Source organism: Streptomyces sp. NPDC004111 (genome assembly GCF_042874215.1).
Lineage (GTDB): Bacteria > Actinomycetota > Actinomycetes > Streptomycetales > Streptomycetaceae > Streptomyces.
The window spans coordinates 210,198-234,908 of the sequence record NZ_JBIAMU010000011.1; the positions used below are offsets into that span (position 1 = coordinate 210,198).

24 protein-coding genes are annotated in these 24,711 nt (G+C 72.6%); 11 read left to right on the forward strand and 13 right to left on the reverse strand.

The genetic code is table 11. From position 1 onward, the window contains the following. Window positions 1-300 precede the first annotated feature (300 nt). Together ACFYVL_RS22590 and clpS are read right to left on the reverse strand one after the other, a co-directional pair. The gene (locus tag ACFYVL_RS22590) at window positions 301-903 is read right to left on the reverse strand and encodes a DUF2017 domain-containing protein (RefSeq protein WP_389247492.1); all 603 of its coding nucleotides are present in this window, start codon (window positions 901-903) and stop codon (window positions 301-303) included. Continuing rightward, complete coding sequence (gene clpS / locus ACFYVL_RS22595; protein WP_389247494.1) at window positions 903-1,217, reverse strand: ATP-dependent Clp protease adapter ClpS; 315 nt, start codon at window positions 1,215-1,217, stop codon at window positions 903-905. The genes ACFYVL_RS22590 and clpS overlap by 1 nt, the downstream gene beginning before the upstream one ends. 82 nt (window positions 1,218-1,299) lie before the next feature. Here clpS and ACFYVL_RS22600 point away from each other — a divergent pair, with 82 nt between their 5' ends. Both ACFYVL_RS22600 and ACFYVL_RS22605 read left to right on the forward strand, forming a co-directional pair. After that, entirely contained in the window at window positions 1,300-2,679 is a 1,380-nt protein-coding gene (locus ACFYVL_RS22600; RefSeq protein ID WP_389247496.1) for a nicotinate phosphoribosyltransferase, read from the forward strand. Window positions 2,680-2,867: 188 nt separating this feature from the next. Further along, window positions 2,868-3,452, forward strand: coding sequence for an isochorismatase family protein (locus ACFYVL_RS22605; RefSeq protein WP_389247498.1), 585 nt, complete (start codon window positions 2,868-2,870; stop codon window positions 3,450-3,452). Window positions 3,453-3,599: 147 nt separating this feature from the next. Here ACFYVL_RS22605 and ACFYVL_RS22610 read toward each other — a convergent pair whose 3' ends face one another. Together ACFYVL_RS22610 and ACFYVL_RS22615 are read right to left on the reverse strand one after the other, a co-directional pair. Beyond that, complete coding sequence (locus tag ACFYVL_RS22610) at window positions 3,600-3,923, reverse strand: hypothetical protein (RefSeq protein ID WP_389247500.1); 324 nt, start codon at window positions 3,921-3,923, stop codon at window positions 3,600-3,602. 147 nt (window positions 3,924-4,070) lie between these two features. Then, window positions 4,071-6,458 (reverse strand): immune inhibitor A domain-containing protein, encoded by a 2,388-nt coding sequence (locus ACFYVL_RS22615; RefSeq protein WP_389247694.1) that lies wholly within the window; start codon window positions 6,456-6,458, stop codon window positions 4,071-4,073. A gap of 394 nt (window positions 6,459-6,852) precedes the next feature. Here ACFYVL_RS22615 and ACFYVL_RS22620 point away from each other — a divergent pair, with 394 nt between their 5' ends. Then, on the forward strand, window positions 6,853-7,209 hold the full coding sequence (locus ACFYVL_RS22620) for a hypothetical protein (RefSeq protein WP_389247502.1): 357 nt from the start codon (window positions 6,853-6,855) through the stop codon (window positions 7,207-7,209). Window positions 7,210-7,216: 7 nt separating this feature from the next. On the opposite strand, the gene ACFYVL_RS22625 is transcribed toward ACFYVL_RS22620, so the two are convergent. Together ACFYVL_RS22625 and ACFYVL_RS22630 are read right to left on the reverse strand one after the other, a co-directional pair. After that, window positions 7,217-7,915: an RDD family protein gene (locus ACFYVL_RS22625; RefSeq protein ID WP_389247504.1), complete on the reverse strand. Its 699-nt coding sequence runs from the start codon at window positions 7,913-7,915 to the stop codon at window positions 7,217-7,219. Between the two features lie 150 nt (window positions 7,916-8,065). Then, window positions 8,066-9,850, reverse strand: a complete 1,785-nt coding sequence (locus tag ACFYVL_RS22630; RefSeq protein ID WP_389247506.1) for an RDD family protein — start codon at window positions 9,848-9,850, stop codon at window positions 8,066-8,068. A gap of 227 nt (window positions 9,851-10,077) precedes the next feature. On the opposite strand from ACFYVL_RS22630, the gene ACFYVL_RS22635 reads away from it, so the two are divergent. Further along, window positions 10,078-10,509 carry an SsgA family sporulation/cell division regulator gene (locus ACFYVL_RS22635; protein ID WP_389247508.1) on the forward strand — a complete coding sequence of 144 codons (432 nt, stop codon included), beginning with the start codon at window positions 10,078-10,080 and terminating at the stop codon, window positions 10,507-10,509. Here ACFYVL_RS22635 and ACFYVL_RS22640 read toward each other — a convergent pair. Both ACFYVL_RS22640 and ACFYVL_RS22645 read right to left on the reverse strand, forming a co-directional pair. Next, window positions 10,506-10,913, reverse strand: coding sequence for a VOC family protein (locus ACFYVL_RS22640; RefSeq protein WP_389247510.1), 408 nt, complete (start codon window positions 10,911-10,913; stop codon window positions 10,506-10,508). The two genes, ACFYVL_RS22635 and ACFYVL_RS22640, sit on opposite strands and share 4 nt — an antisense overlap. Before the next feature lie 173 nt (window positions 10,914-11,086). Then, complete coding sequence (locus tag ACFYVL_RS22645) at window positions 11,087-12,475, reverse strand: FAD-binding oxidoreductase (RefSeq protein WP_389247512.1); 1,389 nt, start codon at window positions 12,473-12,475, stop codon at window positions 11,087-11,089. 441 nt (window positions 12,476-12,916) lie between these two features. Here ACFYVL_RS22645 and ACFYVL_RS22650 point away from each other — a divergent pair, with 441 nt between their 5' ends. After that, window positions 12,917-14,524: a tetratricopeptide repeat protein gene (locus ACFYVL_RS22650; RefSeq protein ID WP_389247514.1), complete on the forward strand. Its 1,608-nt coding sequence runs from the start codon at window positions 12,917-12,919 to the stop codon at window positions 14,522-14,524. On the opposite strand, the gene ACFYVL_RS22655 is transcribed toward ACFYVL_RS22650, so the two are convergent. Continuing rightward, entirely contained in the window at window positions 14,487-16,127 is a 1,641-nt protein-coding gene (locus tag ACFYVL_RS22655) for a benzoate/H(+) symporter BenE family transporter (protein ID WP_389247516.1), read from the reverse strand. The genes ACFYVL_RS22650 and ACFYVL_RS22655 overlap by 38 nt on opposite strands. Before the next feature lie 87 nt (window positions 16,128-16,214). Here ACFYVL_RS22655 and ACFYVL_RS22660 point away from each other — a divergent pair, with 87 nt between their 5' ends. Further along, complete coding sequence (locus tag ACFYVL_RS22660; protein ID WP_389247518.1) at window positions 16,215-16,811, forward strand: helix-turn-helix domain-containing protein; 597 nt, start codon at window positions 16,215-16,217, stop codon at window positions 16,809-16,811. A 157-nt stretch (window positions 16,812-16,968) separates the two neighbouring features. Here ACFYVL_RS22660 and ACFYVL_RS22665 read toward each other — a convergent pair whose 3' ends face one another. Then, window positions 16,969-17,499, reverse strand: a complete 531-nt coding sequence (locus ACFYVL_RS22665; protein WP_389247520.1) for a MarR family winged helix-turn-helix transcriptional regulator — start codon at window positions 17,497-17,499, stop codon at window positions 16,969-16,971. A gap of 141 nt (window positions 17,500-17,640) precedes the next feature. Here ACFYVL_RS22665 and ACFYVL_RS22670 point away from each other — a divergent pair, with 141 nt between their 5' ends. Further along, window positions 17,641-18,414 (forward strand): SDR family NAD(P)-dependent oxidoreductase, encoded by a 774-nt coding sequence (locus tag ACFYVL_RS22670; protein WP_389247522.1) that lies wholly within the window; start codon window positions 17,641-17,643, stop codon window positions 18,412-18,414. Between the two features lie 133 nt (window positions 18,415-18,547). Here ACFYVL_RS22670 and hppD read toward each other — a convergent pair whose 3' ends face one another. Then, window positions 18,548-19,696 (reverse strand): 4-hydroxyphenylpyruvate dioxygenase, encoded by a 1,149-nt coding sequence (gene hppD, locus ACFYVL_RS22675; RefSeq protein WP_389247524.1) that lies wholly within the window; start codon window positions 19,694-19,696, stop codon window positions 18,548-18,550. Window positions 19,697-19,821: 125 nt separating this feature from the next. Here hppD and ACFYVL_RS22680 point away from each other — a divergent pair, with 125 nt between their 5' ends. The 4 genes from ACFYVL_RS22680 to ACFYVL_RS22695 all read left to right on the forward strand — a co-directional run bounded on the left by ACFYVL_RS22680 (window position 19,822) and on the right by ACFYVL_RS22695 (window position 23,099). Then, on the forward strand, window positions 19,822-20,292 hold the full coding sequence (locus ACFYVL_RS22680; protein WP_389247526.1) for an Lrp/AsnC family transcriptional regulator: 471 nt from the start codon (window positions 19,822-19,824) through the stop codon (window positions 20,290-20,292). Between the two features lie 427 nt (window positions 20,293-20,719). Then, on the forward strand, window positions 20,720-21,250 hold the full coding sequence (locus ACFYVL_RS22685; RefSeq protein WP_389247696.1) for an ArsR/SmtB family transcription factor: 531 nt from the start codon (window positions 20,720-20,722) through the stop codon (window positions 21,248-21,250). 257 nt (window positions 21,251-21,507) lie between these two features. Continuing rightward, entirely contained in the window at window positions 21,508-21,729 is a 222-nt protein-coding gene (locus ACFYVL_RS22690) for a hypothetical protein (RefSeq protein ID WP_389247528.1), read from the forward strand. Then, entirely contained in the window at window positions 21,726-23,099 is a 1,374-nt protein-coding gene (locus tag ACFYVL_RS22695) for an MFS transporter (protein WP_389247530.1), read from the forward strand. Before ACFYVL_RS22690 ends, ACFYVL_RS22695 begins: the two co-directional genes overlap by 4 nt. On the opposite strand, the gene ACFYVL_RS22700 is transcribed toward ACFYVL_RS22695, so the two are convergent. Both ACFYVL_RS22700 and ACFYVL_RS22705 read right to left on the reverse strand, forming a co-directional pair. Continuing rightward, the gene (locus ACFYVL_RS22700; protein WP_389247532.1) at window positions 23,050-23,859 is read right to left on the reverse strand and encodes a hypothetical protein; all 810 of its coding nucleotides are present in this window, start codon (window positions 23,857-23,859) and stop codon (window positions 23,050-23,052) included. The two genes, ACFYVL_RS22695 and ACFYVL_RS22700, sit on opposite strands and share 50 nt — an antisense overlap. A gap of 35 nt (window positions 23,860-23,894) precedes the next feature. Beyond that, window positions 23,895-24,536, reverse strand: a complete 642-nt coding sequence (locus tag ACFYVL_RS22705) for an IclR family transcriptional regulator (RefSeq protein ID WP_389247534.1) — start codon at window positions 24,534-24,536, stop codon at window positions 23,895-23,897. Window positions 24,537-24,711 lie beyond the last annotated feature (175 nt).

The window sequence follows — 24,711 nt, forward strand, 5'->3', positions numbered from 1 at the left end:
ATCGACTGTGACGATCCTTTGAGGGGCTTCACTGCCCCCGGATGTGGAGTGCATGCCGGCGTTCGGCCGGCTTCAGCGCCCCCACGGACAGGGGTGGCGTCCGTGGCGGTCGTGCAGATCTATCACGACCAAAGTCATGATCAGCAAGGGACTTTGTGCCCTATTGCACAGGAAAAAGCAGACAAAACTCCCCTGTGGCGGCAAAGCGCACAGGGGAGGTGACCCGATCGTTATTCGGATTTGAGCGTCCGCTGAGCGAACGCTTGCCTACCACTGCTTGAAATTGCGGGATCTGTCGGGTTACGGCAGCAGGGTCTCGACCAGGGTCTCCTGGAGCCCGCCGAGCCACAGGTACGCCATCACCATCGGCTTGCGCGGGTCGTCGTCGGGGAGCGAGTACAGCTCCTCGCTCTCCTCCTCGTCCACGATCTCCAGCCGCGAGGCGATGGTCAGCCGCAGGTCGTTGAGCGTGCCGAGCCAGCGCCGCGACTCGTCGGGCGAGAGCTTCAGCACGAGGCCGCCGCCGCCCTCCTCGTCGGCGGCCGACGCCAGCGCGTCCAGGTTGCGCACGACGGACAGGGCGTCCTCGCGCTTGCGGGTGCGCAGGTCGTTCTCGGTGAAGCGGCGGAACTCGGCGGAGGCGGCCCGCTGCTCCTCGTCCGGCTCGGCCCTCGGGTCGACGTACGCCTCGGGGAACAGCCGGGCGAGCGCCGGGTCGGCGGGCGCCTCGCTCGGGCCCTCCGCGAAGAGCGCGGCGAGCGGGTCCTCCCCGACGGCGGGCTCCTCGCCGGGGCCGATCAGCTCCAGCAGCTGCACGGCCAGCGAGCGCAGGATCGACGTCTCGACGGCGTCGATGGCGACGGCCGCGCCGCCGCCCGGGACGGCCTCGAAGTATCCGGGCATCAGCCGCGGTCCTGGGAGAGGGTCGCCCACAGTCCGTACCCGTGCATGGCCTGCACGTCACGCTCCATTTCCTCGCGGGTGCCCGCGGAGACGACCGCCCGGCCCTTGTGGTGGACGTCGAGCATCAGCTTCTTTGCCTTTTCCTTGGAGTAGCCGAAGTACGTCTGGAAGACGTACGAGACGTAACTCATGAGGTTGACCGGGTCGTTGTGGACCAGGGTCACCCAGGGGGTGTCCGGCTCGGGGACGACGGACGTCTCCTCGGCCGATTCGGGGCGTTCGATCTCTACGGGGGCGACACTCACCCTTCCCATGCTGCCACCGCGGGCGGGCGGTCGCACAAACGGGCTCCTAGATTTCGTCACTTTGACGAAATCAGGGGTAGCATCCGGTCCTATGAACACAGCAGACCTTGGGCTGCCGGAAGAAGACCACCACCGCGACGCTCCCTGGAAGAACGGGCGGGGCCGACGGGTGGACGTCCCTTCCACCGCGCTCTTCACCGACCAGTACGAGCTGACGATGCTCCAGGCGGCGCTGCGCGGCGGCACCGCCGACCGGCGCTCCGTCTTCGAGGTCTTCACCCGCAGGCTCCCCTCCGGACGGCGCTACGGCGTCGTGGCGGGCACCGGCCGGGTGCTGGACGCCGTCGAGAACTTCCGCTTCGACGCGGACATGCTGACCTTCCTGCACGAGCAGGAGATCGTCGACGAGCCGACCCTGGAGTGGCTCTCCACCTACCGCTTCCGCGGCGACATCTGGGGCTACCCGGAGGGCGAGGTCTACTTCCCGGGCTCGCCGCTGCTGCGCGTCGAGGGCAGCTTCGCGGAGTGCGTGCTGCTGGAGACGGTGATCCTCTCGATCCTCAACCACGACTCGGCCATCGCCGCCGCGGCCTCCCGGATGGCGGCCTCGGCGGGCGACCGGCCGCTGATCGAGATGGGCGCCCGCCGCACCCACGAGCTGTCGGCGGTGGCCTCCGCGCGCGCCGCGTACGTCGGCGGCTTCGCCTCCACCTCCGACCTGGCGGCGGGCTTCCGCTACGGCATCCCCACCGTCGGCACCTCCGCGCACGCCTTCACACTGCTGCACGACAGCGAGCGCGACGCGTTCCAGGCGCAGGTGGCGTCGCTGGGCGGCGGCACGACGCTACTGGTGGACACCTACGACGTCGCGACGGCGGTACGGACCGCCGTCGAGGTCGCGGGGCCCGAGCTGGGCGCGGTGCGCATCGACTCCGGCGACCTGCTGCTGGTCGCGCACCGGGTGCGCCAGCAGCTGGACGAGCTGGGGGCCACGGGGACGCGCATCGTCGTCACCTCCGACCTGGACGAGTACGCCATCGCCTCGCTGGCGGCGGCCCCGGTGGACGCGTACGGCGTCGGCACCCAGCTGGTCACCGGCAGCGGGCACCCGACCTGCTCGATGGTCTACAAGCTGGTGGCCCGCGCGGCCTCCGCCGATCCGCGGGCGCCGCTGGTGCCGGTGGCCAAGAAGTCGATGGGCGCGAAGTCCTCGCGCGGCGGCCGCAAGTGGGCGGCCCGCAGGCCCGACGAGTACGGGGTGGCCGAGGCCGAGGTCGTCGGCACCGGTCCGGTCCCCGCCGGGCTGGCCGACCACCAGCTCCAGGTCGAGCTGGTCAAGGGCGGCGAGGTGGTCGCCCACGAGCCGCTGGACGAGGCGCGGGCCCGGCACATCCGGGCGCGCGGCGGGCTGCCGATGTCGGCCGTGCAGCTCTCGCGCGGCGAGCCGGTCATTCCGACCGAGTTCGTGTGAACCGGCCCGCGCACCGTCCGGCCCGGCGGCCCGTACGGACCAGCTGTACGGGCCACCCGTTCCGGATACCGCGGACGCCCACTCCCCCGCGGGCGTCGAAGTCTCTACCCTCGGGAGAACGGGACTTCGCGCCGGCCCCCGCTCGCGCCGCCGCTCCCGCTTCCGCTCCCGCCAGATAGGAACGAGCCATGCACCGCGCCTTGATCGTCGTCGACGTGCAGAACGACTTCTGCGAGGGCGGCAGCCTCGCGGTCGCGGGCGGGGCGGACGTGGCCGCCGCGATCACCGATCTGATCGGTGAGTCGCAGGCCTGCTACCGCCATGTCGTCGCCACCCGGGACCACCACATCGACCCCGGCGACCACTTCTCCGACCACCCCGACTACGTGCGCTCCTGGCCGGTGCACTGCGTGGCGGGCACCGAGGGCGTCGGCTTCCACCCGAACTTCGCCCCCGCGGTGGCGTCCGGGGCCATCGCGGCGGTCTTCGACAAGGGGGCCCACTCGGCCGCGTACAGCGGTTTCGAGGGCACCGACGAGAACGGTGTCCCGCTGGCGGACTGGCTGCGCGCCCGCGGCGTCACCGAGGTCGACGTGGTCGGCATCGCCACCGACCACTGCGTCCGGGCCACGGCCGTCGACGCGGCGCGGGAAGGTTTCACCACGCACGTCCTGCTCGACCTGACGGCGGGCGTGGCGGCCTCCACCACGGAGGCCGCGCTGGAGGAGCTGCGCGCGGCGGGCGTCCGGCTCACCGGCAAGCCGGTGGTCTGATCCCGCCGCCCGGTGCCCGGTGCGGGCCCGCCGCCCGGTGGTCCGGGACCGCCGCCCGGGGTCCCGGGCGCGTCGCGGGGGCCGCTCGCGCCGGTCCGTGGACCGGCGCGCTCCCGCGGCGGGGCCCCCGCGGGCGGCACCGCGGCGCTAGCCGACCGCGGGGCGCAGCAGGGCCCGTATCGGGTGCCACAGCTCCTCCCGGGAGCCCGGGGCCGCGCGCCACAGCAGGCCGTCCGGGTGGTGCAGGACCGCGGTGATCTCGTCCGGGGTCGGCGGCTCCGTGTTGCCGCGCAGGTAGACCGCGCGCAGACCGAGGTTCCGCAGCCTGGTCAGGGCTCGGGCACGGTTCACCGCGTGGACGAGGACACGGACCTTGGAGCAGCCTCCGGGGCCGTCCTGGCCGGGTCTGGGCAGGGTCAGTGCCACCACGACACTCCCGTTCGGAAGTCTGTTGAAACCTCCTGCGGACATACTGATCACTCCCCCGCACGACGGCCCGTAAGACGTCGCGTCAATAACGAGTACGTAAGAGGCATCTAAACGCGATCGGCCGCCGCCCGCTAGAGGGGCGACGGCCGATCATGCTCTGACCTGCGTTAATGGCTGAAAATGTGGGTCCTAGCGACCGGACTTGCTCACCAGGATCGACATGGTCTGACCGTTCGGGGGCTGGCCGACGATGGAGATGCGGGTGTTGGTGTCAGTTGTCTTGACGCTGCCCGTGGGGTTCTCGGCCGACCAGTAGCTGTGCTTGCGGTCGTCGAAGTACGGGACCCCGAGCTGGGCCGGGATCCTGGTCGCGACACCCTCCTTGTGCAGGGTGAAGCCCGGGTTCGGGTACCAGCTGAAGGCGGCGTCGTACGGCTGGATCTTGTTGGAGATCAGCTTGCCGGTGTTCTGCCACTTCAGCGGCTTGGAGTGCGCGTCGACCGGCAGCAGCAGGCCCTCGCCGGGGTGCTCGCTGACGTTGTTGTTGCGCTGCGAGGTGTCCCACTGCCAGATCATCAGGCCGGGACGGTACGCGTAGTGCTCGACCCAGTCGGGGCGCGCGGTCTTCTGGAAGCCGAAGTTGTACGGGCCGACCTTGAGGGTCCGGTCGTACGAGACGTACTGGCGGTTCTCCGCCAGGTAGTACTGCGGGAAGTCGCCGTTGACCGACTCGCCGACCCGCTGGAAGCCGCGGACGGTCCAGCCGTTGTCGTCGCCCTCGGCGTCGTCGGTGAAGAGCGCCGCGCCGTCCGCCTGGACGCTGATGCCGTCGGCCGCGAAGCCCTTGCCGCCCGCGCCGCCGTCGGTCTTGTAGCGGAAGCGGATGCCGATCTTCTTGCCCGCGTAGGCGTCGAGCGAGTAGACGAGCTTCTTGTACTTGCCGGAGACACCGGTCAGCGCGGGCTTGTCGCCGCCGTCCCGGGTGATCGTCTCGCCGTCGGCGGTGCCGTCGATGGACTTCCAGCTGGCGCCGCCGTCCGTGGACACCTGGGTGTACAGGTAGTCGTAGTCGGCCTCGATGTCCCACCAGCCCTGGAGCTCCAGGGACGCCTTGGACTTGCCGGTGAGGTCGACGTCGCGGCTGAGCGTGTTGGACAGGTCGTCGCCCCAGTCCGACCACCACTGCTTGCCGCCCTGGGCCGGCTTCACGATGGTGGTCGTGGCGTTCTTCTTCGGCAGCTCGACGACGACCGCCTGCGGGTTCTTGGTGTTGTACTCCGAGACGCCCAGCTTGTGCAGCGAGGTCTTCCCGGCCTTCGCCTTCTCGTAGTTCAGCCAGCCGAGCTGGAGCTTGTCCCAGGCGGTCATGTCGCCGGGGAGGTCGCCGATCTCGTCCTTGCCGTTGCCGAGCCAGGAGCCGGCCGACATCAGGGACCAGAAACCGACCGAGTTCTCGGCGGAGTTGGTGGTGTCGTAGAGGTCCGGCAGACCGAGGTCGTGGGCGTACTCGTGGGCGAACACGCCCAGGCCGCCGTTCTCGGGCTGCGCGGTGTAGTCGCCGACCCAGATGCCGGTGTCGCCGATCGGGGTGCCGCCCGCCTTGAAGCCCGCGGGGCCGGTCTCGCCGTCGTCCCGGCCGTACGCGTAGCCGCGGTGCGCCCACACGGCGTCGGTGCCCTGCGCGCCGCCGCCTGCCGAGCCGTCCTCGCCGGCGTGCACGACCTGGAAGTGGTCGATGTAGCCGTCGGGCTCGTTGAAGTTGCCGTCGTTGTCGTGGTCGGTGCGGTCCCACTGGTCGTACTTCTGCAGGTCGGTCTTGATCTGGGCGTCGGTCTTCCCGGCCGCCTTCTCCTTGGCGACCCAGGCGTTGACGCCGTCGCGGACCAGGTCCTCGACGTTGGGGCAGTTGTTGCTGCCGCAGTAGTCGGACCCGTAACGGGCCTCGTTCCAGTCGACCTTCACCCAGTCGGAGACCTTGCCCTCGACCGAGTAGCGGCCGGAGGAGGTCTTCTCGTAGTACGTCTTGAGGGAGTCGACGCCCTTGCCCTCGCCGAAGTACAGCTCCTGGAAGTGCGCCTGGTTGTAGTCCTTCTTCCAGGCGGTGGAGTTGTCCTTCGTGCGGTCGGGCTCGGCTATCTGGTTGTGCAGCGGGCCGGGCGTGCCGCCGTACTTCTTGACCGGCGGCTTGGGGCCGCTGCCGTCCGGGTCGTACATCGTGGTGTCGTCGACCTTGTCGCCGAACTCGACCAGGATGGTGAAGATCTGGTCGGTGCGCTCCCGGCCGAGCTCGACGTACTTCTTGTCGGCCAGCTTGACGACGCTGGAGCTGCCGCGCTTCTCCGCCTTCTTGGTCCCCTTGAGGACCTCCTCCAGCGCGGTCTGCCGCTGCTGCGCCTGCTGCCGGCTGTACGGGCCCTCGATGACGTGGCCCTTGTCGCCCTTGCCCTGGGGCCGTGCGCCGTCCACTCCCGAGGGGTCCTGGTGGCCGACCGAGGCCGGGGCCGCCGGCCCGGCGGAACCGGCCGCCTGCGCGGTGGCGAAGGTCGAGGCGGTGGCGGCGGTCGCCGCGAGCGCCACGAGTACGGCGGCGCCTCTGAAGGCCCGTCTGTTTCTGGTCACTTGGTGGTGTCCTCCCCGGCGGGCGCCGACCCGAAGGGTGAGGGGGTCCGGCCACTCCGCGCGTCACAAGTGACGACATTCGACCGGAGATGCTAGAGAAAAGACAGACCTTGACTTGAACTCGTCATGCACGCTAGGAAGTTGGTTCGCTCCGGATTCCGGACGCCGGGCGGGTCCTTCCTGTACGGGCGCTTGCGTCTCAGTGGGTGGAACGCGCCATGACACCGTGCGCCCCCCATGCATCGGCACCGTGGGTTAGGTCACGCTTACCGGCTGCTGCGCGCGGGCACCAAGGGTCATAGGGTCAGCCAGGACCCCGCGACCCCCTTCCCGTGCTCCGAGGACGGACACCATGCTGCGGACACGCCAGACCCCAGGGAACCACCGGCCCCCCGAGCGGCTCCCCCTTCCGACCGTCGCCCAGTGCGCCTACGGCGCGCTCACCGTCGTCTTCTCCACGCTCGCCATGCTGCTGCTGTCACAGACCACTTCGGGTGCCTGGATCGCGGTGATCGCCTGTGCGGCGCTGGGACTCGGTCTGCTGGTGGCGATGACGGTCCCGATGCCGAGGACGGCGAGGGCGGCCGACGGTTCCGACACCGGTGCGGTGCCGCATCCGCCGACCGCCCCCAGCGAGCCCCGCCAGGCGCTCCCCGTCCCCGGTCCGCGCGAACGGTCCTCGGTGGGCGGGCACTCGCTGCGCGGCTAACCGGTCCTCAGACCGTCACGACCACGGTCTTCGCGGCCTTGTCGTGGATGCCCTGCTTGTACGGCTTGTCGACGCCGATCATCACCATGTTGATCAGCCACCAGAGGCAGGGGCAGCACAGCAGCGCCGGCAGCATCAGCACCGCCGCGCGCGTCCAGGCGGCGCTCGACGCGGGGACGCTGCCGTCGTTGAGCATCGCCACCCGCAGGCCCAGCCACCGCTTCCCGAGCGTCTGACCGTTCTTCTTGGTCATCAGGGCGTCGTAGCCGAGGTACACGGCGAGCGAGATCAGCTGGAAGATCAGCCCGTTGCCGGTGCTGACCTGCGTGATGGTGTCGCCGAAGTCGTCGGTCGTCTCGGTGATCCGCTTGTACGTCCCGAACGGGATGCCCAGGATCGCCAGCGGGACGGCCACGATGAGCAGGTCGATGAACCGGGCCAGGAACCGCTTCCCCACCGAGGCCAGCGGCGGCATCCCGGCGAGCGGGTCGCTCCCGCCGTAGCCGCCCGGATAGCCACCGCCCCCGTATCCGCCGGAGTTGCCGTCGTACGGCCCTCCGCCGTACGGGGGCAGCGGGCCGCCCGCACCCCCCGGCGGCGGGTTGTCGTAGGGGTTGCCCCCACCGCCCTGCGGAGGCGGCGGCGGGTACTTCTGGAACGGGTCGTTCTCAGGCGGCACGCCGGGCGGCGGCTGGTCGGTGCTCATACGGGGAAGTCGACCGCGCCGCCCGGGGGCCCGCAAGGTCTCGCACGCCGTTAGGGGGAAGCACCCGCACGAGTCGGGCCAACCGGGTGACGGAGGGCGGCCGGAGCGCGCGGCGGGGCTTCGGGGACCAAGCCGCCCGGCCCCGGCCGATCAGCCCCTGGCGACGAAGGTGCGGCCCGCCTTGTCGTGCCAGCACTGCCGCCACGGCCGGTCGATCAGGCACCACAGCACGCCCAGCACCCCGACGCCGAGCACGCCCAGCACCCCGTACACCAGCCAGCGGCGCAGTGCCCCGCCGAACCGGGGCGGCTCGTGCTCCTCGATGTCGCGGACCTGGAGCCCGCAGAGCTTCTTGCCGAGCGTGCGCCCCCACTTGGCGGTCGGCAGCGCCTCGTAGAGGACGCCGAACACCAGGAACGCGCCGACCACGGCCGCGAGCATGCCGACCGTGGTGCCGTCGAGCAGATAGACCGTCACCGTGGTGCCCGACAGCCGGGCCGCCCGGATCTTCTCGTCGATGTGGTCGACGGCCTGGAGCGCCAGCGGTACGGCGACGGCCGCGACCGCCGCGCCCATGACGACGGTGTCGATCAGCCGGGCCGCAAGCCGCCGCCCGAGCCCGGCGGGCCTGGCCGACGCCTGCTCGCGGGCCGCCTTGGTGAAGGGGTCCTCGACGGGCGGCTTCCACGGCACGACGGGCTGGTCCTCGTCCCGGCCGGGGGCCTGGCCCGCCGCCCGGCCGCCGGGCCCCTGCGCGGATGCCGGTCCCTGCCCGGATGCCGGTCCCTGGCCGGGGGCCTGGGCCTTGCCGGGAGCCTGGGCCTGCCCCGGGGCCGCCGGGCCGGCGAGCTGCTGGACCTGCTGCGCCCAGGAGGTCGAGCCGCCCGGGGACGGCTGCCCGCCCCGGGGCGGGGACTGGCGCTGCGCGGCGGGGGCCTGGGCGTGGGACTGCTGCGGGGCCTGGGCGCGGTGCGCCGGGGACTGCTGCGCGGGGGTCCGCTGCTGGGGGGCCGCCTGCTGCGGCGGGTTCTGCCGACGGCTCTGCTGCTGCGGGCCCTGCTGCTGCGGTGCCTGCCGCTGGGCGGTCCCGGTCTGCGGCGACCTGGTCTGCTGCTGCGGGGCGTTGACCGCGCGGATGGCCATGGTGCCCTCGGCCACGGGGCCCTTGGAGCGCTGGGTCCGGATCGACACCGTGTTCTCGCGCGGCGCTTGGCCCTGCGGGGCACCGGCCGGCTGCGATGCCTGCGCGGCCTGCGGTTCGGGGCGCTGCTGCGGCTGCTGCCGCTCCTGCCTGGCTTCGAGCGCGGGCCGTTCGGCACGCGGGGGCAGAGCGGCGGACCCGCCCGAGGGCCGGGCGTTGCGGGGGTCCTGTGCCGGGTTCCGGCCCTGGGCCGGGGCCGGGCTGAGACCGGACGGCCCGGCCCCGGCCGACGCACCGTCAGCGGGCCCCGCAGCGGACGGGTCCGGGGAGCCCCAGGAGACGCGGCGGTCGCGCTCGCCGCCGAATCCGTTCTGCCGGGAGGTGTCGGCCTGCCAGGCGGGGGCGGGTTCGGCCGGCCGGCGCACCTCCAGTTCGCCGCCGGACCCGCCGCCGGAGCGCCGGTCCCACTCCGCCGCCTGCTCCTCCTCGTCGAAGAAGAACGGTCCGGTCTCCTCCACGGGGGCGGGCGTGGCGGCGGGGAAGCGGGCGGGTCCGGGGGCTGGCGCGGGTACGGAAGCCAGGTTCGGCAGGCCCGGGTTGGCGGCGGGCGGGGGGACGGGGACGGCACCCGGCGGCGGGGTCGGCATCGGTTCGCCGGGTGCGGGGGCGGGGCGGCTGGTGCCGGGCACCCAGGCGCTGCCGTTCCAGTACCGGACATAACCGGGAATGGACGGGTCGGGATAGAAGCCGTGGGTGGGGCTGCTGTCGCCGTTCGCCGGGGAGGGGGCGCTCATCACCGTGTCCCGTATCTGTTGGGGGCCGTGTGGCTGTCTGAAATTCCGGGGTCCACATCTACCAGACGCCCGCCCACCACCGGGCCCGTCCGCCCGGATGCACCACTTTTCGGTCATTGCCGCACTCCGAAAAAAAGTTTCCCGGAAGTCGCGTAATGAACGGCGGTCACCGCGCTCTCTCCAGGTACGGCCCGCCCGTGGGCCCCGTACCGGAAGGAAGTACGACCGTGCAGAACACCGTCGTGGAACGCGAGTTGGAGCTCAACCTCGTCCTGTCCCCCGAGCGGGCCATTCCCGTCCCGGCGCGGCTGGTGTACCGGGCGGACGACCCGTATGCCGTACACATCACCTTCCACATCGGCTCCGACTACCCGGTCAGCTGGACGTTCGCGCGGGAACTTCTGATCGACGGGGTGTTCCGTCCCTGTGGGCACGGAGATGTCCGGATCTGGCCGACCAAGCTGGAGGGGCGTTCGGTCGTGTGTGTGGCGCTGACCTCCCCGGAGGGTGACGCGCTGCTGGAGGCCTCGTCGCCGATCGTCTCGGCGTGGCTGGAGCGGACGCTGGTGATGGTGCCGCCGGGCACCGAGAGCGAGCGGCTCGGCCTGGACGACGCCCTGGCCGAGCTGCTCGCCACGTCGCAGGACGGGGAGAGCTAATCGATCACGTAGGTGTGGGTGATGAATTCGAGGAAGTGGTTGTCCGGGTCGCGGAAGTAGAACCCCCGGCCCTGGTGATCGTGGTTGATCTGCTGGGGCCGGGTGCTGAAGGGGTCGGCCCAGTACGGAATTCCGCGTTCCTGGATGCGGGCGAGGATGGTGTCGAACTCCTCGTCGGTGACCAGGAACGCCAGGTGCTGCGACACGATGGGCGCGTCGCCCTCCTCGCCGTAGTGCGCCCCGGCGGCGTCGGCGTAGTCGAGGGAGACCCCGTTCTCCAGCGGGACGGTGGCGAACGGGCCGAAGGCCTTGGGCTCGGGCGCGCCCATCAGTTCGGTCAGGAAGCGGGCGGAAGCCCAGCGGTCGCGGCTGTGGACGATGGTGTGGTCGAGTCGTGCGGGCACGATTCCTCCTCGTCTGGCGCTGCGTGCGGACCGGCCGGTCCGCTTTCGCAGGCTGCGTACGCAGGCTAGGAAGAGGGCCCCGGCCGCCGCATCGGGCGTGCGGTCCCCGGCGACGCCGTCGCTGGACCTAGGTCCCGTCCGGCTGCCGTGCGCGGTGCGCGCGGGTCGGACGATCAGAAGAGCTTTCCGGGGTTGAGGATGCCCAGCGGGTCGAAGGCCGCCTTGACGGAGCGCTGCATCTCCAGGCCGACCGGGCCCAGTTCGCGGGCGAGCCATTCCTTCTTGAGGATGCCGACGCCGTGTTCGCCGGTGATGGTGCCGCCGAGTTCCAGGCCGAGCGCCATGATCTCGTCGAAGGACTCGCGGGCGCGCCGCGACTCGTCCTCGTCGGCGGAGTCGAAGCAGACCACCGGATGGGTGTTGCCGTCGCCCGCGTGGGCGCAGACGCCGATGGTCAGGTCGTACTTCTCCGCGATGGCGGCGGTGCCGTCGAGCATCGCGCCGAGCCGCGAGCGGGGCACGCACACGTCGTCGATCATCGTGGCCGACTTGACGGTCTCCAGCGCGGTGAGCGCGAGCCGACGGGCCTGGAGCAGCATCTCGGACTCGGCGAAGCCCTCGGCGGGCACGACCTGGGTGGCGCCGTGGGCGGTGCACAGCTCCCCCACCGCGGCGAGGTCCGCCGCCGGGTCCGGGGTGTCGAAGGCCGCCAGGAGGAGGGCCTCGGTGGATTCCGGGAGGCCCATCTGCGCCATGGCGTTGACGGCGCGCAGGGTGGTGCGGTCCATGAGTTCGAGCAGCGAGGGGGCGTGCCCGCGCTCCATGATCGCGCAGATCGCCTCGCAGGCGGCAGCGGCGGACGGGAACTCGGCGGCCAGCGACAGCTGCTCGGGCGGTGCCGGCTTCAGGGCGAGCACGGCGCGCACGACGACGCCGAGGCTGCCCTCGGAGCCGACGAACAGCCGGGTGAGGTCGTAGCCGGCGACGCCCTTGGCGGTGCGCCGCCCGGTGCTCAGCAGCCGCCCGTCGGCGAGTACGACGTCCAGGCCGAGCACGTACTCCGCGGTGACCCCGTACTTGACGCAGCACAGCCCGCCGGACGCGGTGCCGATGTTGCCGCCGATGGTGCAGGTCTCCCAGCTGGAGGGGTCCGGCGGATAGAAGAGGCCCTGTTCGGCGACGGCGCGGGAGAGGACGGCGTTGACCACGCCGGGCTCGACGACGGCGATCCGGTCGACCGGGTTGATCTCCAGGATCCGGTCCATCTTCACCAGGGACAGCACCACACAGCCGTCGCTGGCGTTGGCGGCGCCGGACAGGCCGGTGCGGGCGCCCTGCGGGACGACGGGCACGCGCAGTTCGGTGGCGGTGCGCATGACGTGCTGGACCTGTTCGACGGTGCGCGGCAGGACGACCGCGGCGGGCGCGCCCGCCGCGCAGAAGCCGGCCATGTCGCGGGCGTAGGAGGCCATCACGTCGGGATCGGTGATCAGTGCCTGAGCGGGCAGACCGGCGCGGAGGAGGTCGTGCAGGGAGGCACGCTGAGTCTCAAGATCGTCCATGCTGCAAGCCTGGCACTCGGGGCCATCGGTGTGAACCCGTCTGCGTTCCGGATCGCGGCACGCGGGTGTGCTCGTCGTACCGGTGCCTCCTGACGCACAGTGAGCGCCATGGACGCCATGGAGCCAGGATCCGCCCCCCGGCCGGCCGAACGGGCCGTGCCTGCCACTCCCGTCACACCCGACACATCAGCTACGCCCGACACATGGGCAGCTTCCGACACATCCGCCTCATCGGCCGCATCTGCTGGGGCTGTCACTGGTGACTCCTCCGGCACTTCCGGTACTTCCGGCAACCCTGGCGCCGGGGCTGGGGCTGGGGCCGGGACCGCGGCCGGGACCGCGGCGGAGTCCGAGGCCGAGCACGACCTCTGGGTCGACTTCGAACCGTGGGCGGGGCCCGGTTCCGGGGCGGGGTCCGAATCCGCGAGCGGGGTGCCCGGGATGCCCGGCGCCTCGGGGCCGGACGGCTCGGGGGCGCGGGGCGCCGGGCCGTCCGTACGCGCGGTACCGGCGGGGCCCGCACGCAGGCCCGCGCCTCTGGTACGCCGTGCCGCCGTCGCCTCCGTGGCCGTGGCGGCGCTCGCCGCCGGGGCGCTGGTCCTGCTGACGCAGTACGGGGACGGGAACGGGGACCGCGACGGCGGCCGGCCCGCGGCCCGGCCGGTGGGCGGTGCCCCGGGCGCGGCCGGTTCGCTGGCCGCGCTCACCGCCCGGACGCGGACCAGCCCGCGGGACGCCGGCGCGTGGACGGCGCTGGGCACGGCACTGACCGAACGGGGTGCGCGGGCGGCGGACACCACGTACTACCCGAAGGCGCAGGCGGCGCTCGCCCGGTCGCTGGCGCTGCGGCCGGCCGAACGGGGCAATCTGGCGGCGATGGTGGGCATGGCCAAGCTGAGCCACGCCCGCGGGGACTTCGCCGCGGCGCGCCGGTGGGGCGAGACCGTACGGCTGCGGGCTCCCGAGGAGTGGGCGACGTACCCGCTGCTGATCGACTCCTACGGGCGGCTCGGCGACGTGAAGGCGGCGGCGCGGGCGGCGGAGGAGCTGACGGAGAAGCGCGGCGGGGCGGCGGCGCTGGGCTGGACCGCGCAGACGTACCGGGACAAGGGGTGGCGGGAGGACGCGGCCGTACTGGCCGCCCAGGCGGCGGTGGCGGCCGAGGAGGCCCCGGAGAAGGCCGAGCAGCTGCGGCGCTCGGCCGAACTCGCCTGGGAGCGGGGCGACTTCACCGAGTCGCTGGGTTACTTCGACGCCTCGCTCGCCCTGGACCGCAGGTCCGGCGCCGCGACGGCGGGCCGGGCCGGGGTGCTGGCCGCGGTGGGGCGTACGGCGGAGGCGGTGAAGGCGTACCGGGTGGCCCTGACGCTCGCTCCGCGGCCCGAGTACTCGCTGGAGCTGGGCGAGTTGGCGGAGGCGACCCGTGGGGAGGGTGCGGGGGCGGCGCAGTTCGGGGTGGTGCGGGCGCAGGTCGCCCACGACCGGGAGCAGGGGGTGCGCGACGACCTCGTACTGGGGCGGCTGGAGGCGGACCACGGCGACGCCGAGGAGGCCGTGGAGCTGCTGCGCGGGGAGTGGTCGCGGCGGCCGGGCGCGGAGGTGGCGGACGCGCTGGGCTGGGCGCTGCACCGCACCGGGGACAACGAGGCGGCGCAGGAGTACGCGCGGCGGGCGATGAAGGAGGGGGTGCGCAGCGCGCTGTTCCTGTTCCACCGGGGCGAGATCGAGCGCGGGCTCGGCGACTACGGGGCGGCGCGCCGCTACCTGTCGGAGGCGCTGCGGGTCAATCCGGCGTTCTCGCCGCTGTGGGCGCCGCGTGCGCGGGAGGTGCTGGACCGGCTGGGCGAGCCGCCGGAGGGCGGCCCGCGCAACGTGTGGGGCTACCGGCCGAAGGTGCGCGCGAACGCGGACTCCGGCGGGGGTTCGCGGTCGGGGAGCACCCGTGCGAGCGGCTCGCGCGGCGAGTCCCGCAGCGCGTCGTCGGCGCCGTCGGCGAGCAAGCGGGAGCCGGTCAGGAAGCAGGAGCCGACGGGCCGGAGGGGCCGCTGAACGGGGGCGGAGCGGGGGCCCCTTCCGGTGCGGGGGCGGTGGTCGCTGCCGGTGCGGGTGCGGTGGCCGCTGCCGGTTCGGGGGCGGTGGCCGCGTGCGGTGCGAGGGCAGTCGTCTCCTCGTGTACGGGGGTCGTGGTCGCTTCCGGTGCGGGAGCCGGCACGGGTGGCGTGGCCCCTTCCCGTACGGGGATCGTGGTCGCTACCCGTGCGGGAGCCGGTACGGGGGCTGGCTTCGCTTCCGGTGCCGCATTGGGCTTCCGGGGCAGCAGCAGGTGCAGGGCCAGGCCCGCGAGCAGGCCCCACAGGGCGGCGCCGATGCCGAACGGGGCGATGCCGGACGCGGTCACCACGAGGGTGAGGACCGCGGGCTCCCGGGCCGTGGCGTCCGCGACGGCGCCCTGGAGCGCGGCGGCCAGGGTGGACAGCAGGGCGAGACCTGCGACCGTTTCGATGAGCAGCGGCGGGGCCCCCGCGATGAGCGAGAGGGTCAGCCCGGTGGTGAGGCCCAGGACGAGATAGCCGACGCCCCCGGTGACGGAGGCGATCCAGCGGCGCCCGGGGTCGGGGTGCGCGTCGGGGCTCGCGGCCAGTGCGGTGGTGAGGGCGGCCAGGTTCACGGCGTGCGCGCCGAACGGGGCGCCCGCCATCGTCGCCAGCCCGGTGGAGGCGAGCGCGGGCCGCAGCGGCGCCCGGTAGCCGTAGGTGGCGAGCATGCTCATGCCCGCGACGTTCTGGGAGACCATCGTGACGATGTACAGCGGGACCGCGATGCCGACGATCGCGCCCGCGGTGAAGGTCGGCGCGGTCAGGGTGAGCGTCGGCAGCAGCGGGGCGCCCGACCCGCCGCCCGGGTGGGCGAACAGGATGACGGCCACGGTCACGGCGAGCGCCCCGGGCACCGCCCAGCGCCTGGCCAGCCGGAAGAGCACCGCCCAGCAGACGACCACGGGTGTCGCCTCGGCCGGGAACCGCACCACCGCGTGGACGGGGGCCAGGCACAGCGGCAGCAGGACGCCCGCGAGCATGGCACTGGCCAGCGGGGCGGGGATCGCCCGGAGCAGCCGTACGAGGTGCGGGGAGAGGCCGGTCAGCAGGATCAGCGCACCGGCGACCAGGAAGGCCCCCAGGGCGGCCCGGTAGTCGGGGTGCTGCGCGCCGACGGCCGCGAGGAGCGCCGCACCGGGGGTGGACCAGGCGACGCTCATGGGTATCCGGTGGCGCAGCCCGAGGCCGATGCCGACGAGTCCCATCGCCACGCACAGCACGAACAGCCCGGAGGCGGCCTGCGCCTCGCTCGCGCCGACCGCGCGCAGTCCGGCGAGGACGACGGCGAAGGAACTGGAGAAGCCGACGATCGCGAGGACGACTCCGGCGAGGACGGGCTGCAGGAGGCCGCCACGGGCACGGGCGCCGTCGGACGTCCGCCCGGCGTCGTGCCTCGGGACCACGTCGGGTCCCTGGGCCCCGTCGGGCGCCTGGGCTTGGTCGCGCGCCTGGGTGTCGTCGGGCCGTCGGCCGTCGTCGGGTGCCCGGCCGGGTGCGGCGACGTGCGGGTGGTCGGCGGCCGGCTGTCGGCCGGGCCGTGAGCTGCGGGTGTTCATGGAGCGCCCCCGTGCGTCGTTCCGTTTACGGAACGAGGATAGGCGGGCCCGTTCCGTAAAGGGAACAGCATTTCGGATACTGGACCCATGAGAGACGACCCGGCCCCGCGCCCCGCAGCGACCATCCCCGCCCGTGGTGAGGCGTCCGCCGCCCACGGCGGAGCCCATTCGGCGGCCTTCGTCACGGGCATCGGCGGGCGCATCCGCGAGCTGCGCGCCGAGCGCGGCCTGACCCTCTCGGAGCTGGCACTGCGCGCGGGCATCGGCAAGGCCACCCTCTCCGGCCTGGAGGCGGGCACCCGCAACCCGACGCTGGAGACGCTGTACGCGGTGGCCGGGCGGCTCGGCGTACCGCTGGCCGCGCTGCTGACCGGCGGGCCGCGCGAGCCGATGCACGGCGACTCGGTCACCGGCGAGCTTCTGGAGGTGTTCGCCGACCCGGCCGCCACCACCGAGCTCTACCGGCTGCGCATCCGCCCCGGCCGCCGCCAGACCTCCCCCGCGCACCCGCCGGGCACCACCGAGTACCTGACGGTGTACGAGGGGGTGGCCCGGGTCGGCCCGAAGGACGCGGCCTTCCTGGTGGCGGCCGGCGAGCACGTGAGCTGGGTGGCGGACGTTCCCCATGTGTACGAGGCGACCGGGGACGTCGAGGTGCTCGCTTCGCTGGTGATCAGGTACTGACGGCGGGCCGCCCTTCGCCTGGGAGCGGGCCGCCCTTCCGCCGGGAGCGGGTCGCCTTTCCGCCGGGAGCGGGCCGCCTCCCCGACAGGGTGCGGCCCCGCTGCCGATGCCGCTCGCCCCGCCCGCGCCCCGCCCGGCCCGCCCCGCCCGTGCCCCGTCAGGCGTCGCCCACCTGTCCCAGCCGGTCGTCGCCCAGCCGCTGCTGGACGTCCTGGAGCAGCACGCGCAGCAGCTCGGCGAGCCGGCTCTGCTGCTCGGGCGTGAGGCTGTCGATCAGTTCGGCCTCCCTGCCGAGTACCTGGTCGACCGCTTCCTCCACCAGTGCGTGGCCCGCCGCGGTGAGCGTGACCTCGACGGTGCGCGGGCGGCCCCCGCCGGGGCTGCGGGTGACCAGTCCCTCGCGCTCCGCCCTGGCCACCCGCTGGGAGACCGCGCCCGCGGTGACCAGGGAACGGACACCGAGTTCCCGGGTGCTGAGGGTGTACGGGTCCCCGCTGCGGCGCAGCACGCTCAGCAGGTCGAGGGTGGCGACGTCGATCCCGGCGCGGGCCAGCACCCGGCGGCGGTCGTCCCCCAGCAGCTTGGCCAGCCGCCAGATGGGGGTGACGATGCCGATCGACCCGACGGGGGTGCCGGGACGCTCCCGTTCCCAGGCGTCGGCGATCTCCTGCACCGGGTAACTCGGCACGCCCGAAACGGGGGTTGACTGCTCGTCACGCGCGGGGCGGTGCTCGCCTGTCGTTCTGTCGTCGCTTGCCACGGAGGGCCTCCCGAGTGCTACGTTTAGATCTAAATATAGACCTTGACGACGAGCGCAGGGAGTCACCACATGGAACGCGACATCCTCGTCACCGGCGGTGCGACCGGCATCGGCCGCGCGGTCGCCCGGCACTTCGCGGCACTCGGCGACCGCGTCGTGATCACCGGCAGGCGGCCGGGGCCGCTCAAGGAGACGGCCGAGGCCCTCGGCGTACGGGCCGAGACGTGCGACCACACGGATCCGGCGGCACTGCTGCGCCTGGTGGCCGCGCTGCCCGGCAGCATCGACGTACTGGTCAACAACGCGGGCGGGAACACGGACTTCGACGCGGTACCCCTCAAGGGCACCGAGGACGCCGGGGACGCCCCGGACTCCGATGGCACCGCCCACGCCCGTGAACTCGCCGCCTACGCCCGGGACTTCCGCGCCAATCTGGACGCCAACCTGGTGAGCGCGGCGCTGACGACCAAGGCGTTGGCGGACCGCCTCGCCGACGGCGGGGCAGTCGTGCAGATCGGCTCCATCGCCGCCGACCAGGGCGCGGGCTCCTACGGCGCGGCCAAGGCGGGCCTCGCCTCCTGGAACGTCGACCTGGCCGGCATCCTCGGCGCGCGCGGCATCACGGCGAACGTGGTCTCCCCCGGCTACATCGCCGACACGGAGTTCTTCCGCGACCGCCTGGCCGACTCCCGCCGGGAGTTCCTGATCGCCTCGACGGCCGTGGGACGGCCGGGCGTGCCGGACGACATCGCGGAGGCGGTGGCCTTCCTGGCGTCCCCGGCGGCCCGGCACATCACCGGCCAGGTGCTGAACGTCAACGGCGGTGCGTACCGCACCCGTTGACGTACGGGACGCGGGTGCGCCGCCGGACGCACCGCGACCCCACGGCCGGTCAGGTTCCGTGGGGTCGCGGTGCGTGCGGTGCCGGCGGCGACTGGGGAGGAAGGCCGCCGGCAGGCTCAGGCGGTGCGGGGGCTCACAGGTTGCCGCGCTTCTCCTGCTCGCGCTCGATGGCCTCGAAGAGGGCCTTGAAGTTGCCCTTGCCGAAGCCCATCGAGCCGTGCCGCTCGATCATCTCGAAGAAGACGGTCGGACGGTCCTGGACCGGCTTGGTGAAGATCTGCAGCAGGTAGCCGTCCTCGTCGCGGTCGACCAGGATCTTCTCCTCGCGGAGGATCTCCACGGGCACGCGGGTCTCGCCCGCCCACTCGCCGAGGGTGTCGTAGTACGAGTCGGGGGTGTCGAGGAACTGGACACCAGCAGCCCGCATCGCGCGCACCGAGGCGACGATGTCGTTCGTGGCGAGCGCGATGTGCTGGACACCGGCGCTGCCGTAGAACTCCAGGTACTCGTCGATCTGCGACTTCTTCTTCGCGATGGCGGGCTCGTTGATCGGGAACTTCACCTTGAGGGTGCCGTCCGCGACGACCTTCGACATGAGCGCGGAGTACTCGGTGGCGATGTCGTCGCCCACGAACTCCTTCATGTTGGTGAAGCCCATGACCTTGTTGTAGAAGGCCACCCACTCGTTCATCCGGCCGAGCTCGACGTTGCCCACGCAGTGGTCGATGGCCTGGAAGATGCGCTTGGCCGGCGGCTCGACGATCGGGGCGGCGGCGACGTAACCGGGCAGGTAGGGGCCCTCGTAGCCCTTGCGCTCGACGAGGGTGTGGCGGGTCTTGCCGTACGTGGCGATGGCGGCCAGCACCACGGTGCCGTGGTCGTCCTTGACCTCGTGCGGCTCGACGAGGCCGGTGGCGCCCTGCGAGGTGGCGTACTCGTACGCGGCGCGGGCGTCCGGGACCTCGATGGCGAGGTCGACGACACCGTCGCCGTGCTCGGCCACATGGGCCTCCAGGAAGCGGCCGTGGTCGGTGGTGGCCCTGATGACGGAGGTGAAGACGAAGCGGGCGGCGCCGGTCTCCAGGACGTAACTGGCGGTCTCGCGGCTGCCGTTCTCCGGTCCGGAGTAGGCGACCAGCTTCATGCCGAACGCGGTCGAGTAGAAGTGCGCGGCCTGCTTGGCGTTGCCGACGGCGAAGACGACCGCGTCCATCCCCTTCACCGGGAAGGGATCGGCCTCACGCGCGGTGGTGGGAGTGGTGTGCTCAGTGGTCTCAGTCATGGGGCGAGCGTCTCCCCGCATCGCAAGGTGCGCAATAGTTCGCGCAAAAGCTGGTCAATGTGCCCAGTGGAAGGTGAGGATGGCCGGACTATCTGTACAGGATGACCAGCCTTCGGGGAGTGCGTATGGCAGTGGACGAACTGGACGGGCGGCTGATCGTGCTGCTGGCCCGGGAGCCCCGGATCGGGGTGCTGGAGGCCTCGCGGCGGCTGGGCGTGGCGCGCGGGACGGTCCAGGCGCGGATGGACCGGCTTCAGTCGCATGGCGTCATCCGGGGGTTCGGTCCCGACGTGGATCCGGCGGCGCTCGGCTACCCGGTGACGGCGTTCGCGACGCTGGAGATCAAACAAGGTCAGGGCGCGGACGTACGGGCGCATCTGAGCGGGGTTCCCGAGGTGCTGGAGCTGCACACGACGACCGGTCACGGCGACATGCTGTGCCGGCTGGTCGCCCGGTCGAACGCCGACCTCCAACGCGTGATCGACCGGGTTGTGGGCTTTGACGGCATCGTCCGGGCCTCCACCGCGATCGTCATGGAGAACCCCGTCCCGCTGCGGATCATCCCGCTGGTGGAACAGGCGTCCGGGCTGACCTGACGGAGAAGGCGTACGGGACGGGGATTCCGGCGGCCAACCTCATCACGATGGACACCGGGGCCATCTCCACCAAGGACGTGGGCGGCGAGGATCCGCACGCGGTGGCGAAGGAGTGGCTGATGAGGGAGGGTCTCATCAAGGAGGCCCAGGGCGGGCGGGGTTGGCGCCACCGGACACGCAAAGAAGTAGTTGCAAAGAAACCCTTGCAACGTAGCCTTTGCAACTCTACGGTGAGGTCATGCCCGCACGCGACGCCTCGAACGACCCGACCCCGCCGACGGCTCCCGCGGCTCCGGCACCGCCCGTTCCGCCCACCCCGCCGACGGCACCTGTTCCACCCACCGCGCCCACTCCGCCGACCGCCCCACGGCCGGCGGACCAGGACGGGGCCGACGAGCGGACCGTGCAGCAGCTCGACGCCCGGACCATGCGCGGGCTCGCGCACCCGCTGCGGATGAACCTGCTGCGCACCCTGCGGGACTTCGGCCCCGCAACCGCCTCCCAACTGGCGGCACGGCTGGGCGAGTCGAGCGGCGCGACCAGCTACCACCTGCGCCAGCTGGCGTCGTACGGCTTCGTGGAGGACGCCCCCGAGCACGGCAAGGGCCGTGAGCGGTGGTGGCGGTCCGCCCACGACGGCACCACGTACGACGGCTCGCTCGCCGACAGCCCCGACCCGTCGGTACGCGGCGCGGCGGACCTGTTCATCCACGAGGTCGCCAACCAGCACACCCGCGACCTCGCCACCTGGATCGGCACCTTCCGCGACTGGCCCCAGGAGTGGCGCGAGACCTCCACCCTGAGCGACTTCACCATGTCCCTCACCCCGGAACTCGCCGTCGAACTCGGTTCCCGCATCGCCGAATTGATCGAGAGCTACCGCCCCCTGGGCAAGGACGCCGAGGACACCGCGAAGTACCGCTTCCACCTGCACGGCTTCCCCATGTCCAAGGACTGACCCCCTCCCGCCACCCACCACCGGAGCCCCCTCCCGGGCCCGACTCCCACCCTCGGCGCAGCACCCAGCGCCCAGCACCCAGCACCGGCGCAGCACCCAGCACCGCGCGCCGTACCTCCGGCACGTCCCCGCCTCCCGGGCACGGCCCTCCCCGGCACGTCCCCGTCTCCCGGGCACGGCCCTCCCCGCCATGCCCTCGGGCAGGCACGCCCCAGCGCGATTCCCAGGTACGACCACGACCGAGAGGAAGCACCGCCATGCACCCCGAGACCTTCCGGCACCTGCACGCCGCCCGCTCCACCGACCTCCGGCGCGAGGCCGCCGCCCACAACCGGGCCCGCGCCTGCGGCCCCGACTCCGCCCGCCGCACCCTGCGCACCCAACTGGGCTGGACCCTGGTCGAGTTGGGGCTGCGCCTCGTCCGCACCACCGGTTCCGGCACGGCCGAGACCCGGCTCCGTACGGCCGGCGCACGGTGAGCGACCGCAGGGGCCCGCACACGGGCGGACCGACGGAGCGGCCGTACGACCGGCGCCCGCTCGCCGCCGCACTGTCCGCCCAGACCATCTCCACCATCGGCAACTCGCTCACCCTGATCGGTGTCCCCTGGTTCGTGCTGGAGACGACCGGCAGTGCGAGCCGGGCGGGGGTCGTGGCGTTCTGCGCGACGCTTCCGGTGGCGGTGTCGGCGCTGGTGGGCGGGCCGCTTATCGACCGGTTCGGCCGCCGCAGGACCAGCGTCCTCACCGACCTGGTCTGCGGCGCCTCGGTCGCCGCGATCCCGCTGCTGCACTACACCGGGCTGCTGGAGTTCTGGATGCTGTGCGCCCTGATGGCGCTCGGCGGCCTGGTCGCCACTCCCGGCATGACCGCCCGGTCTGTGCTGGTCCCCGACCTCGCCGAACGGGCCGGCACCACCCTGACCCGGGCGGCGAGCCTCGCCGAGGCCGCGTCCAGCGGCGCCAGGATGGCCGGCGCTTCCCTGGCCGGCGTACTGATCGCACTGCTCGGCGCCGAGGCGGTGCTACTGCTCGACGCGGTGTCGTTCGCGCTCGCGGCGGCCCTGGTCGCGGCGGGGGTGCGCGGGGTGCGGGCCGCGGAGCCCATGAAGTCCGCGGCCCCGGTCTCCTTCGCCACGTACCGCCGCGACCTGCGCGAGGGCTACTCGTACGTGGCGGGCGGCGGACTCATCCTCGCCGTCATCCTCATGGTGATGTTCACCAACGGCCTGAACCAGTCCTGGAGCGCGGTCCTGCTGCCCGTGCACGCCCGGGAGAACCTGGGCGGCGCCACCCAACTCGGCCTCCTCAGCGCCCTGTTCGGCGGCGCGGCACTGCTCGGTGCACTGCTGTACGGAGTGGTCGGCCACCACTTCCCGCGCCGGGCGGTCTTCACCGCCGCGTTCATGATCGGCGGGATGCCGCGCTTCCTGGTCGCGGCCCTCACGGACGACACGCTGCCACTGGCGGTCACCATGGTGCTCGGCGGTCTGGCGTCCGGCACCCTGAACCCGATCCTGACCACGGTCACCTTCGAGCGCGTACCGCTGGAGCTGCGCAGCCGGGTCACCGGCATCCTCTCCGCGGGCTGCCAGCTGACCATCCCCCTCGGCGGCCTCGCCGCGGGGTTCCTGGTGGACGGAACGGGCCTGCACACCGCCCTCCTCACCGTCGGCGGCCTCTACCTCCTGGCCACCCTGAGCCCCCTGGTCTTCCCGGCCTGGCGCACCATGAACGACCCCCCGGAAGCGACACCCGAACCGGAAGCATCGACCGAGCCGACCCCGGACAGGGGCGCGGTCAGCAGCTCGGGACCTTCCCGCCCCCGCCCTTCTTCCCCAGCTCCGTAAGGGCGGACACGGCGTCGGTGAGGTTGCTGACGGGCACCAGCCGCATCCCGTCCGGCAGTCCGGACTTCGCCTGCGCGCACTCGCTCTTCGGGACGAGGAACACCGTCGCCCCGTCCGCCCGCGCCCCCTTGATCTTCAACGGCACCCCGCCGACCTGGCCCACGGTCCCGTCCTCGTCGATCGTCCCCGTACCCGCGATGTCGAGGCCGCCGGTCAGATCGCCGCCCGCGCCGTTGCCGTCGATCTTGTCGATGATGCCGAGGGTGAAGAGCAGCCCTGCGCTGGGGCCGCCGATGTCGGCGAGGTGGAGATCGACCTTGGCGCCCTTGCCCTTGTCACCGAGGTAACCGAGGGCGGCCGAGACGGCCGCGTTCTGCGACTTGACCATCTCTCCCTGGTTGTACTCGGAGACCTCCTTGTCGCCACCGCCCGTCGGGTAGACCACGTCGTGCCGCATGACGGCCCGGTCGTCCCGGAACCAGGCGTCGGCCAGCTCACCGATCCGGTGGTCGATGGTGGGACCGGTGGCGACGATCGTGGTCATCCGCAGCTTCCCCGTGGTCGGCCGGGTCGGCACCCCGGAGACGCTGATGACCGGCCGGCCCTCCTTGTCCTTGCCCAGGACGTCGGTCGCCGAGCCGGGCTGGGCCACCGCGAAGGGGAGCGGCGCGAAGGCCGCCACCCCGAGCAGCGCGACGACGGGCAGGGCCAGGACGGTGAGACGGCTGTTGCGGGAGAGCCGAGAGTAAAGAGGGAGCACGCAACCAATCTAACGGCCCACCCGCGAGCCCCTCCTCAGCGCAGCGCGTCGGCGACCTCCTTGGCCGCGTCGACCACCCGTGCCCCCACCCGGTCCGGCACCGAGTCGGACAGCATGACGACACCGACGCTGCCCTCCACCCCGGTGACCCCGATCAGCGGTGCGGCGGCCCCGCTCGCCCCTGCCTCCAGCTCCCCGTGGGTGAGGGTGTACCCGGGCTCGCTCAGTACGCTCTGCCGCGCGGCCAGTATCGCCCGCCCCGCGGCCCCGCGGTCGAGCGGATGCCGGAAGCCCGCCCGGTAGGCGACGTGGTAGTCCGTCCAGGTCGGCTCGACCACCGCGACGGCGAGGGCCTCGGCACCGTCGACCAGGGTGAGGTGGGCCGTCGCCCCGATGTCCTCGGCGAGCGACCTGAGCGCGGGCAGCGCCGCCTCCCGCACCAGGGGGTGGACCTGTCGCCCCAGCCGCAGCACCCCGAGCCCGACCCGGGCGCGGCCACCCAGGTCCCGGCGTACGAGCGCGTGCTGTTCCAGCGTGGCGAGCAGCCGGTAGACCACTGTCCTGTTCACGCCGAGCTTGTTGGACAGCTCGGTGACGGTGAGGCCGTGGTCGGTATCGGCGAGCAGCTTGAGGACGCGCAGTCCTCTGTCGAGCGTCTGGGAAGTCTCCGCGGTCACGACGCCCACTCCTCCGTGGTGAGTGCGGGCGGTCCTCCTGCGCATCGTGCACATCACCGGTCCCGTCGGCGACGCGCGCAGAGGCCGCCGGCATGTCCTAACACCGGCTGCGCTCCGAGGCGACGCTGCCACGGCGCGTATGCGTTGCCGGAAAGGTAGCGATCCACTCCGCTCA

Coding starts and splice junctions, on each gene's coding strand:
- ACFYVL_RS22670 (WP_389247522.1), top strand. CDS start 17,641: ATGGAACGCGACATCCTCGTCACCGGCGGTGCGACCGGCATCGGCCGC.
- ACFYVL_RS22685 (WP_389247696.1), top strand. CDS start 20,720: ATGCGCGGGCTCGCGCACCCGCTGCGGATGAACCTGCTGCGCACCCTG.
- ACFYVL_RS22690 (WP_389247528.1), top strand. CDS start 21,508: ATGCACCCCGAGACCTTCCGGCACCTGCACGCCGCCCGCTCCACCGAC.
- ACFYVL_RS22650 (WP_389247514.1), top strand. CDS start 12,917: ATGCCCGGCGCCTCGGGGCCGGACGGCTCGGGGGCGCGGGGCGCCGGG.
- ACFYVL_RS22630 (WP_389247506.1), bottom strand. CDS start 9,850: ATGAGCGCCCCCTCCCCGGCGAACGGCGACAGCAGCCCCACCCACGGC.
- ACFYVL_RS22590 (WP_389247492.1), bottom strand. CDS start 903: ATGCCCGGATACTTCGAGGCCGTCCCGGGCGGCGGCGCGGCCGTCGCC.
- ACFYVL_RS22680 (WP_389247526.1), top strand. CDS start 19,822: ATGGCAGTGGACGAACTGGACGGGCGGCTGATCGTGCTGCTGGCCCGG.
- ACFYVL_RS22610 (WP_389247500.1), bottom strand. CDS start 3,923: ATGTCCGCAGGAGGTTTCAACAGACTTCCGAACGGGAGTGTCGTGGTG.
- ACFYVL_RS22625 (WP_389247504.1), bottom strand. CDS start 7,915: ATGAGCACCGACCAGCCGCCGCCCGGCGTGCCGCCTGAGAACGACCCG.
- ACFYVL_RS22605 (WP_389247498.1), top strand. CDS start 2,868: ATGCACCGCGCCTTGATCGTCGTCGACGTGCAGAACGACTTCTGCGAG.
- ACFYVL_RS22600 (WP_389247496.1), top strand. CDS start 1,300: ATGAACACAGCAGACCTTGGGCTGCCGGAAGAAGACCACCACCGCGAC.
- ACFYVL_RS22620 (WP_389247502.1), top strand. CDS start 6,853: ATGCTGCGGACACGCCAGACCCCAGGGAACCACCGGCCCCCCGAGCGG.
- ACFYVL_RS22645 (WP_389247512.1), bottom strand. CDS start 12,475: ATGGACGATCTTGAGACTCAGCGTGCCTCCCTGCACGACCTCCTCCGC.
- ACFYVL_RS22660 (WP_389247518.1), top strand. CDS start 16,215: ATGAGAGACGACCCGGCCCCGCGCCCCGCAGCGACCATCCCCGCCCGT.
- ACFYVL_RS22655 (WP_389247516.1), bottom strand. CDS start 16,127: ATGAACACCCGCAGCTCACGGCCCGGCCGACAGCCGGCCGCCGACCAC.
- hppD (WP_389247524.1), bottom strand. CDS start 19,696: ATGACTGAGACCACTGAGCACACCACTCCCACCACCGCGCGTGAGGCC.
- clpS (WP_389247494.1), bottom strand. CDS start 1,217: ATGGGAAGGGTGAGTGTCGCCCCCGTAGAGATCGAACGCCCCGAATCG.